The organism is Microbacterium azadirachtae (genome assembly GCF_000956545.1).
Classification (GTDB): Bacteria; Actinomycetota; Actinomycetes; order Actinomycetales; family Microbacteriaceae; genus Microbacterium; species Microbacterium azadirachtae.
On sequence record NZ_JYIT01000031.1, the window covers coordinates 1 to 9,571 of the forward strand.

Consider the following 9,571-nt stretch of genomic DNA (forward strand, 5'->3'; position numbering starts at 1 on the left):
ACCGACGACTCCTCGGGGTCGGGGACCCTCACCTTCGACGCCGACTCGCTGCCGGCCGGGGGCCACGTCGAGTGGTCGGACGGCCTCATCGCCGACTCCCGCTGGAAGGTCGACAAGCCCGACGACGGCAACGGGAACTGGTCCTACGCGACGGTCGACGGGCTGTGCACCGTGCAGTTCTGGCAGGGCACGACGACGTCGACCGGCGCCAAGGACGACCGCGAGGCCAGCGATCTGATGCTCGCCGCCCTGACCAAGGCGACGATCGCCGACGTCACCGCCGCCGCCTCCGACGTGCCGTTCAAGAACGCGACCTCGGGCGGTTACGACGTCGACTCGCGAGCCGTGCAGGGCAGCAACGACGCGGCCACCTGGGTCATCCAGGCCCGGGTGTTCGAGCAGGCAGGGGCCGGGCTCTCCTTCGTCCTCGACTGCACCGACGGCAGTGCGCCGACCGTCGCCGACGAGATCATCGAGAAGGATCCGATCCTCGTCCATTGATCGGGCGCTCCGGGCCCTCCGGGCGTAGGCGGACGCCCGGCGTCGTCAGTGCGACCCGCCGGGAGGGCCGATCAGCAGCAGCACCGCGAACAGCGCGGCGACCGCGGCGAGCACGAGCAGCGCCAGCACCCACGGCCGGTGCAGGAACCAGCGCATGGTGCGGTCGTACCAGGCGGCGTCGCGCGGGTCGTCGGTCTGCTCCAGCCGCCAGTCCCCGGCCAGCCGGCCGGTGCGGTGCAGCCAGATCTCGGCGGGGATCGTGGCGTAGGGGACGATCGCGCTCGCGATCGCGAGGACCGCGACCCCGACGCCCCAGCGCTGGTGGAACGCGAGCAGCACGGCCGTGGCCGCGTAGGAGAGGAACACGAAGCCGTGGATCGACCCGGCGATCGTGACGAGCACCGGCGGCAGGCCCACGGCACGGCCCACGAGGGCGCCGATCAGCAGGGTCCAGGTGATGGCCTCGGCGATCGCGAGCACGCGGAACAGGCGGGCGGGAGTGGTGAACACGTCTCTCCTCGGGTCGGGTCCTTCCAGCGTATTCAGCGGCCCCGCGCGCCCGCCTGCCCGGCGCCTCCACCTTTCGGACGGTTTCGGGGCCTCGACAGCGGCAACGACCGGACCGTAGACTCGGCGGGCACCGGGATGCGCCCGGGATCCGAGGGAAGGAGCTGACGATGAACGTCTCTGTTGTCGCGCCCTTCGCCGACCTTCTTCCCTGAGGCCGCCGCCGAACCTCTTCGCGAGCGGCCCCGACCCGGAGTCTCTCGTGATCCCTTCCTCCGCATCCCCGGATGCCCCTTCTTCCTCCGTCCCCCTCTCCTCGTCCGCTCCACGCGGCGTCGTCGGCGACATCCTCTCGGCCGCCGACGACGACGACCTCGGCCTCTCCTTCGCCGACGTCGACCTCGTCGACGGTCAGCGCTGGACCACCTGGCCGACGACGACCCCGACCGAGCGCGGTCCCGAGCCGCGCCCGGAGTGGGTGGTGACCTCGGCCGGCGCCGTCGACACCGAGCTCGGCATCCTGAAGACCGGCAAGGAGGCCGACGTCTTCCTCATCGAACGCGCGGTGCCCGGGGATCCGGCGCAGCGCAGCCTGCTCGCGGCCAAGCGCTATCGCAGCACGGATCACCGCAGCTTCCACCGTTCCACCGTGTACACCGAGGGGCGCCGCACCCGGAACTCCCGGGACGCCCGCGCCCTCGCGCGCAAGAGCGAGCACGGCCGCGAGGTCGCCGCGGCGCAGTGGTCGTTCGCCGAGTTCGAGGCGCTGCGCCGCCTCTGCGAGCTCGGCGCGCCCGTGCCCTATCCGGTGCAGGTGAGCGGCACCGAGGTGCTGATGGAGTTCATCGGATCCGGCGACGGCGTCGGCGCACCCCGCCTGGCACAGGTCCGGCACGATCCGTCACTGCTCGACGATCTGTTCGCGCAGGTCGTCGAGCTGATGCGGGTGTTCGCCCGGGCAGGGCTCGCGCACGGCGACCTCTCGCCGTACAACCTGCTGGTGCACGACGGCCGCGTCGTCGTGATCGACCTGCCGCAGATCGTCGACACGGTGGCGAATCCGCAGGGCCTGGATCTGCTGCACCGCGACTGCGTGAACGTGTGCGACTGGTTCGCGCGTCAGCGGCTCGACGTCGACGCCGAGGCGCTGTTCGGCGAGTTGGTGGCGGAGTCGTTCGGCTAGCGGACCGCCGTCTTTCCCCGGATGACATGCTGCCGGGCCTGATCCGGCGGCACCGCATACACTCCGAGCATGACCCGCCCCGCCCTGCTCGCCGTCTCGCACGGGACGGGGGACGCGGCCGGTGCGGCAGCGATCTCGCTGCTCGTGCAGCGGGTCGCAGAGCGCCTGCAGAGCCCCGGCCAGGAGCCCGTCGAGGTGCACGCGGGTTTCGTCGACGTGCAGGAGCCGGATGCCCCGAGCGCCCTGGCGGCCATCGCTGGGCCGGTCGTCGTGGTCCCGCTTCTGCTGTCGCAGGGGTTCCACGTGCGGGTGGATCTGGGTCGCGCGGCCGCGGCCCGGCCCGACGCGGTGGTGACGGATCCGCTCGGACCCGATCCCCGGCTGGCCGAGGTGCTCGCGCAGCGGGTCGCCGAGGCCGGCGCGGATCCGGATCCCTCGACGCCGCTCGTGCTCGCCGTCGCCGGATCCCGCGACCCTCTCTCCCTGCCAGACGCCGAGGTCGCGGCGGCGCTCCTGGCCGAGCGGATCGGACGCGTCGTCGTGCCGGCGTACCTCGCGGCGCGCGAACCGAGCCTCGCCGCGGCGCTGCAGACCCACCCCGGGGCGGCGGTCGCGACCTACCTGCTCGCGCACGGCTACTTCTTCGACGTCGCGGCGCGGATCGCCGGCTCCTCGGTGCTGACCGAGCCTCTGCTCGACGACGGCGAGCCCCCGGCGCCGCTCGTGGACCTCGTCGTCGCCCGCTATCTCGCAGGCGTCGCGCGGCTCACGGCACGAGCCTGAACCGCGGGCCGCGGCGGATCCGGGCACGCGGGCGGGGCACCCCCAGCCGCCCCCGCGCTTCCCGCGCGCGAGATGGAAAACGTCGCTCCCTCCGCGATCGCAGCGGCGTTATCCATCTTCCGGGCGCGAGTGCTGCGCGCACGAGATGGATTTCGCTGCGCGGAGGACGGCGCGGGCGACGTTTTCCATCTCTCCGGCCGCGAAGCACGCGCCGGCGCGCAGCGGCCGCTCCTGGGGCGGGCCCGTAGCGCGAAGGCGGCAGTGCATCGCGAGTGTTCGCCCTCCGTTCACGCGACGTCCACTCGCATGGGCGCGCGCGGCGCGAGGGTGGGTACGGCGTCCGCCCCGGCGCCCCCGAGCGAAGGAATCCGCATGCAACTCCCCCGCACCATCATGGCTGCCTCGGCGGCCGTCATCGCCCTGATCGCCGCGGGCGCGACCCCCGCCGTCGCCGCCGCCGACGCACCGGGCCAGGACAAGGCAGGGCACTACTCGTTCGCGATCATCGGCGACATCCCCTACGGCGCCGCACAGCAGGCGCTGTTCCCGCAGTGGATCCAGGAGATCAACGCCGCGAATCCCGAGCTGACGTTTCACGTGGGCGACATCAAGAACGGATCCAGCCGCTGCGACGACGCGCTCTACCAGCAGATCAAGGGCGATTTCGACACCTTCACGAACCCTCTCGTCTACTCTCCGGGCGACAACGAGTGGACCGACTGCCACCGCGCGAACAACGGCGCGTACAACCCCCTGGAGCGCCTCGCCTACGACCGCTCGGTGTTCTTCGCCAACCCGGGCGTCTCCCTCGGGCAGAACCCCGTGAAGCTCGACTCGCAGGCGGCGGCCGGCTTCCCGGAGAACGTTTCCCTGCGCCGCGACGGCGTGGACTTCGCGGTCGTGCACGTCGTGGGCAGCAACGACGGCGTGCAGCCGTGGGCGGGCCTCGGCGACACCGCGCCCCGGCCGGAGCAGCTCGCCGCGGAGCAGGCGAGGATGGCGAACGCGATCTCGCTCGTGAAGAGCACGTTCGCGACCGCGAAGCAGAAGCACGACCGCGCCGTGACCGTGCTGTTGCAAGCCGACATGTTCGACCCCACGTACACCCCGGCCTGGTCGGACATCTCGGCGTTCCAGCCGCTCGTGCAGACCCTCGTGGAGCAGTCCCGCGCCTTCGACGGCGAGGTCTACCTCGTCAACGGCGACAGCCACGTGTACAACTCCGACAAGCCGCTCGCGGCCGGATCCCCGTGGCTGACGACCTACGGCGTGACCGGATCCGCCGACAACCTCACCCGTGTGACCGTCGACGGCTCCTCCAACAACAAGGACTGGCTGCGCGTGACCATCAACCGTCCGGGCGCCGACCACGTGCTGAGCTGGGAGCGCGTCCCGTACATCGCGCACTGAGCTCGCGGCCGGAAGGCGGGATCCCTCGGGGTCCCGCCTTCTGCGTGTCCCGCGGTCTGCGGGAACCGGATCCGCGCGGCGGGCGCTCCATTGAACAGCATCCCGCCCGGAGGAAACTGGACCATGTCGAACAATGACGCTCCGTGTCGGAGCGGATGACACAGACGGGCGGATCCGGCGGGTGCGCACGTAGCTTGTCGGCATGTCTCCCGAACCGACCACTGCCGCGCCCGCCGGCCCGGTGCGCGGCGCCCGCACCCGCACCGCCCGCGTGCCCACCAAGCCGCACGGTCAGTGGGCCGTCGACGGCACGGAGCCGCTGAACGGCAACGAGGAGTTCAAGCTCGAGGACAACGGTCTGAACGTGCGCGAGCGGATCGAGTCGACCTATGCGGCCGGCGGATTCGCGAGCATCGACCCGACGGACCTGCACGGGCGATTCCGCTGGTGGGGCCTGTACACGCAGCGCAAGCCCGGGATCGACGGCGGCCGCACCGCGACGCTGAGCCCCGAGGAGCTCGAGGACGAGTACTTCATGCTGCGCGTCCGCGTCGACGGCGGCCAGCTCACGACCGACCAGCTGCGCGTGATCGGTGGGATCTCGACCGAGTTCGCCCGCGACACCGCCGACCTCACCGACCGGCAGAACATCCAGCTGCACTGGATCCGCGTGGAGGACGTCCCCGAGATCTGGCGTCGCCTCGAGGACGTGGACCTGAGCACCACCGAAGCGTGCGGCGACGTGCCGCGCGTGATCCTCGGATCCCCCGTCGCCGGGATCGCCGCCGACGAGATCATCGACCCCACCCCGCAGATCCTCGAGATCGCGGAGCGCTTCATCGGCGACGAGAGCCTCGCCAACCTGCCCCGCAAGTACAAGACCGCGATCACCGGCCACCCCAGCCAGGACGTCGTGCACGAGATCAACGACTGCGCGTTCGTGGCCGTCACCCACCCCGAGCTCGGCATCGGCTACGACCTGTGGGTCGGCGGCGGCCTCTCGACCGTGCCCCGGCTGGGCGAGCGCCTCGGCGCCTTCGTGACGCCCGACCGCGTCGCCGAGGTGTGGCACGGGGTGATCCGCATCTTCCGCGACTACGGCTACCGCCGCCTGCGCAACAAGGCGCGCCTGAAGTTCCTCCTCGCCGACTGGGGCACCGAGAGGTTCCGTGAGGTGCTCGAGACCGAGTACCTCGACGCGCCGCTGCCCGACGGACCCGCCGCCCCGAGGCCGATCGGCCAGGGCGACCACGTGGGCGCGCACCGCCAGAAGGACGGCCTGTTCTACGTCGGCGCCGCGCCGGCGGTGGGGCGCGTGTCGGGCACGACGCTCACCGCACTCGCCGATCTCGCCGAAGCGCACGGATCCACCCGCATCCGCACGACGCCGTACCAGAAGGTGCTCGTGCTCGACGTGGCGGAGGACCGGGTCGAGTCCCTCATCTCCGGTCTCGACGCGATCGGCCTGCAGGCCCGTCCGAGCCTGTTCCGCCGGGCCACCATCGCGTGCACGGGCATCGAGTTCTGCAAGCTCGCGATCGTGGAGACCAAGGTCAACGCCGCACGGGCGATCGAGCAGCTCGAGGAGCGCCTCGGCGCCCTGGAGCCCGAGATCGGCCGTCCGATCACCCTGCACGTCAACGGCTGCCCCAACTCCTGCGCCAGGATCCAGACCGCCGACATCGGCCTCAAAGGCCAGCTCGTCACGATCGACGGTGAACAGGTGCCCGGCTACCAGGTGCACCTCGGCGGCGGCCTCGCCAGCGCCGAGCGCTCGGAGGAGGCGGGCCTGGGCCGCACCGTCCGCGGGCTGAAGGTGCCCGCCGACGGCATCGCCGACTACGCGGAGCGCGTGATCCGGCGCTATCTCGCCGACCGGGAGCACCCGGACGAGACGTTCGCCACCTGGGCGCACCGCGCCGACGAGGAGGCCCTGCAGTGAGCGCCGTGGATCCCGCCACCCCGGTCGCTGAGGCAGTCGAAGCGTCCCCGACGCACACCCCCGTCCCGGTCGCTGAGGCACTCGAAGCGACCCGGACGCACACCCCCGTCCCTTCGAGAACCTCAGGGACCGACCCCGCCACCCCGGTCGCTGAGGCACTCGAAGCGACCCGGCGGAAGCGGTCCCTCGACGAGCTGCGGGCCCTTGCCGAGCGCGGGGCCGCGGAGCTGCGCAGCGGATCCGCCGACGAGGCCTCCCCTGCGGAGGTCGTCGCCTGGGTCGCCGCGAACGTCTCGCCGAGGCTGGCCGCCGTCGCCTGCTCGATGGCGGACGCGGCGCTGCCGCACCTGATCGCCGCGGCGATCCCGGGGGTGGACGTGCTGTTCCTGGACACCGGGTACCACTTCCTGGAGACGACGTTCACGCGCGACGAGGTCGCCCGCACGCTCGACGTGCGGATCGTGGACGTGAAGCCCGAGAAGACCGTGCGCGAACAGGACGCGGAGCACGGCAAGGACCTGTTCGCGCGGGATCCCGCCCTGTGCTGCGAGCTGCGCAAGGTGGCCCCGCTGCACAGGGCCCTCGGCGGCTACGAGGTGTGGTTCACCGGCGTGCGCCGCGACGAGGCGCCCACGCGGGCCAACACGCCGCTGATCGTCTTCGACGAGCGCAACGGCCTGATCAAGGTCAATCCCGTCGCGGCCTGGTCGTTCGACGACCTCATCGCCTACGCGACCGCGCACGAGGTGGTGGTGAACCCGCTCGTCGCCAACGGCTACCCCTCGATCGGCTGCGCGCCGTGCACCAAGCCCGTCGCTCCGGGCGAAGACCCCCGCTCCGGCCGCTGGGCCGGACTGGCCAAGACCGAATGCGGACTCCACGTATGAGCATCGACACACTGACCACCGAGCGCCCTTCGTCGGTTCCTGAGCGAGGAGCGCAGCGACGAGACGAAGGACTCACCGGCCTGGATCTGCTCGAGGCCGAGGCGATCCACATCATCCGCGAGGTGGTCGCCGAGTTCGAGCGTCCGGTGCTCCTGTTCTCGGGGGGCAAGGACTCGGTGCTCGTGCTGCACCTCGCCGCGCGCGCGTTCGCGCCGGGCCGGATCCCGTTCCCGGTGCTGCATGTGGACACGGGGCACAACTTCGACGAGGTGATCCGGTTCCGTGACGAGACCGTCGAGCGGCTCGGCCTGAAGCTCGAGGTCGCCCGCGTGCAGGACTACATCGACGACGGCCGCCTCACCGAGCGCCCGGACGGCACCCGCAACGTGCTGCAGACGCAGCCGCTGCTCGACGCGATCGCCGCGGGCAGGCACGACGCGGTCTTCGGCGGCGCCCGCCGCGACGAGGACAAAGCCCGCGCGAAGGAGCGCATCATCTCTCTGCGCGACGAGTTCGGGCAATGGGATCCGCGCAACCAGCGCCCCGAGCTGTGGAGCCTGTACAACGGCCGGCACACGCCGGGCAAGCACGTGCGCGCGTTCCCGATCTCGAACTGGACCGAGCTGGACGTCTGGCGCTACATCGCCCGCGAGCGGATCCCGCTTCCGCCGCTGTACCTGGCGCACGAGCGCGAGGTGTTCCGCCGCGACGGCATGTGGTGGGCGGTGAACGAGCATGCCCTGCCGCGCGCGGACGAGCAGGTCGAGCGCCGCACCGTCCGCTACCGCACCGTCGGCGACGCGAGCTGCACCGGTGCCGTCGAGTCCGACGCGGCGACGGTCGACCAGGTGGTCGCCGAGGTGGCGCGCTCCACGCTCACCGAGCGCGGCGCCACGCGCGCCGACGACCGGATCAGCGAGGCCGCCATGGAGGACCGCAAGAAGAACGGATACTTCTGATGAGCACGACCGAGACCTCAGGGACCGGAGTCGTCGAGCCCGTTCCGACGCTGCGCGACACGACCCTGTTCCGCTTCGCCACCGCCGGATCCGTCGACGACGGCAAGTCCACCCTCGTCGGACGGCTGCTGCACGACGCGAAGGCGATCCTCGCGGATCAGCTCGAGCAGGTCGCTCGCACCTCCGCCGACCGCGGCTTCGCGCACGGCGAGTTCGACTTCGCGCTGCTCACCGACGGCCTGAGGGCCGAGCGCGAGCAGGGCATCACGATCGACGTCGCGTACCGCTACTTCGCCACCGATGCCCGCAGCTTCATCCTCGCCGACTGCCCGGGACACGTGCAGTACACGCGCAACATGGTCACCGGATCCGCCACCGCCGACGCCGTGGTCGTGCTGATCGACGCGCGCAAGGGCGTCGTGGAGCAGACCCGCCGGCACCTCGCCGTGGTGTCGCTGCTGCGCGTGCCGCACGTGGTGGTCGCCGTGAACAAGATCGACCTCACCGGCTTCGACGAGGAGCGCTTCCGCGCGGTCGAGGAGCAGGCCCTCGCCGTGGCCGCCGAGCTCGGCCTCATCGACACGCACGTCATCCCCGTCTCCGCCCTCGAGGGCGACAACATCGTGGATCCGTCCGAGCGCACGCCCTGGTACGAGGGTCCGACGCTGCGCGAGCTGCTGGAGACCCTGCCCGCGCGCACCGCCGAGGAGGACGCGGCGTTCCGCCTGCCCGTGCAGACCGTGATCCGCCCGCAGGGAGGCGTCTCGGCCCTCATCGACGAGGCGGAGGCGGATGCGCTCCGCGACTACCGGGGCTTCGCCGGACGGGTCTCGAGCGGCTCGGTCCGCGTCGGCGACCGCGTGCAGGTGTTCCCCGGCGGACACGAGACGACGGTCACCGGGATCCGCGTCGCGGGCCGGGTCGCCGACGCGGCGCACACCGCGCAGTCGATCGCGGTGACGCTCGCCGACGAGGTCGACGCCGCGCGCGGCGCGCTCATCGCCGCGGCAGGCACCGTGCCCTCCGGGCACCAGGAGGCCGAGGTGGAGATCTTCCAGCTCGACGTCCGGCCCGTGGCGCCGGGGGCGCGCGTGCTCGCGAAGCACGGGACGTCCACCGTCCAGGCGATCGTGACCGAGGTGCTCTCCCGACGGGATCTGGACACCCTCGCCTTGGAGGACGCGGCGGAGCTCGCCGTGAACGAGATCGGCCGCGTGCGGATCCGCTTCGCCTCCCCTCTGCCCCTCGAGCGCTACGCCGACGACCGCGAGGGCGGCGCCCTGCTGCTCATCCACCCCGTCGACGGCGCGACCCTGGCCGCCGCGACGGTCGTCACCACCCCCTGACCCCTCCCCTCTCCCGTCTATTTCTGCCGAACCGTGGGTTTTCACCCTGAGAT

Annotated in this window: 9 protein-coding genes; 8 read left to right on the forward strand and 1 reads right to left on the reverse strand. The window is 71.8% G+C overall.

What is annotated here, in order from left to right:
* The coding region (locus RL72_RS20000) for a hypothetical protein (RefSeq protein WP_052674092.1) at nt 1-501 on the forward strand (501 nt) is incomplete at its 5' end.
* Between the two features lie 45 nt (nt 502-546).
* Here RL72_RS20000 and RL72_RS00475 read toward each other — a convergent pair.
* Nucleotides 547-1,011 (reverse strand): DUF3817 domain-containing protein, encoded by a 465-nt coding sequence (locus RL72_RS00475; RefSeq protein WP_045248834.1) that lies wholly within the window; start codon nt 1,009-1,011, stop codon nt 547-549.
* Between the two features lie 259 nt (nt 1,012-1,270).
* Between RL72_RS00475 and RL72_RS00480 the strand changes: the two genes are divergently transcribed.
* The 7 genes from RL72_RS00480 (at nt 1,271) to RL72_RS00510 (ending at nt 9,518) form a co-directional block, all read left to right on the forward strand.
* The gene (locus RL72_RS00480) at nt 1,271-2,191 is read left to right on the forward strand and encodes a serine protein kinase RIO (protein ID WP_248700317.1); all 921 of its coding nucleotides are present in this window, start codon (nt 1,271-1,273) and stop codon (nt 2,189-2,191) included.
* A gap of 69 nt (nt 2,192-2,260) precedes the next feature.
* Nucleotides 2,261-2,974, forward strand: coding sequence for a sirohydrochlorin chelatase (locus RL72_RS00485; RefSeq protein ID WP_045248835.1), 714 nt, complete (start codon nt 2,261-2,263; stop codon nt 2,972-2,974).
* Between the two features lie 372 nt (nt 2,975-3,346).
* Nucleotides 3,347-4,384, forward strand: coding sequence for a metallophosphoesterase (locus RL72_RS00490; protein ID WP_045248836.1), 1,038 nt, complete (start codon nt 3,347-3,349; stop codon nt 4,382-4,384).
* Between the two features lie 202 nt (nt 4,385-4,586).
* Complete coding sequence (locus RL72_RS00495) at nt 4,587-6,326, forward strand: nitrite/sulfite reductase (protein WP_045248837.1); 1,740 nt, start codon at nt 4,587-4,589, stop codon at nt 6,324-6,326.
* Nucleotides 6,327-6,520: 194 nt separating this feature from the next.
* Complete coding sequence (locus RL72_RS00500; RefSeq protein WP_045248840.1) at nt 6,521-7,213, forward strand: phosphoadenylyl-sulfate reductase; 693 nt, start codon at nt 6,521-6,523, stop codon at nt 7,211-7,213.
* A complete protein-coding gene (gene cysD / locus RL72_RS00505) occupies nt 7,210-8,172 on the forward strand; it encodes a sulfate adenylyltransferase subunit CysD (RefSeq protein ID WP_091478029.1) in 963 nt (320 codons plus the stop codon). The genes RL72_RS00500 and cysD overlap by 4 nt, the downstream gene beginning before the upstream one ends.
* Complete coding sequence (locus tag RL72_RS00510; protein ID WP_082071871.1) at nt 8,172-9,518, forward strand: sulfate adenylyltransferase subunit 1; 1,347 nt, start codon at nt 8,172-8,174, stop codon at nt 9,516-9,518. The genes cysD and RL72_RS00510 overlap by 1 nt, the downstream gene beginning before the upstream one ends.
* The last annotated feature ends 53 nt before the right edge of the window (nt 9,519-9,571 follow it).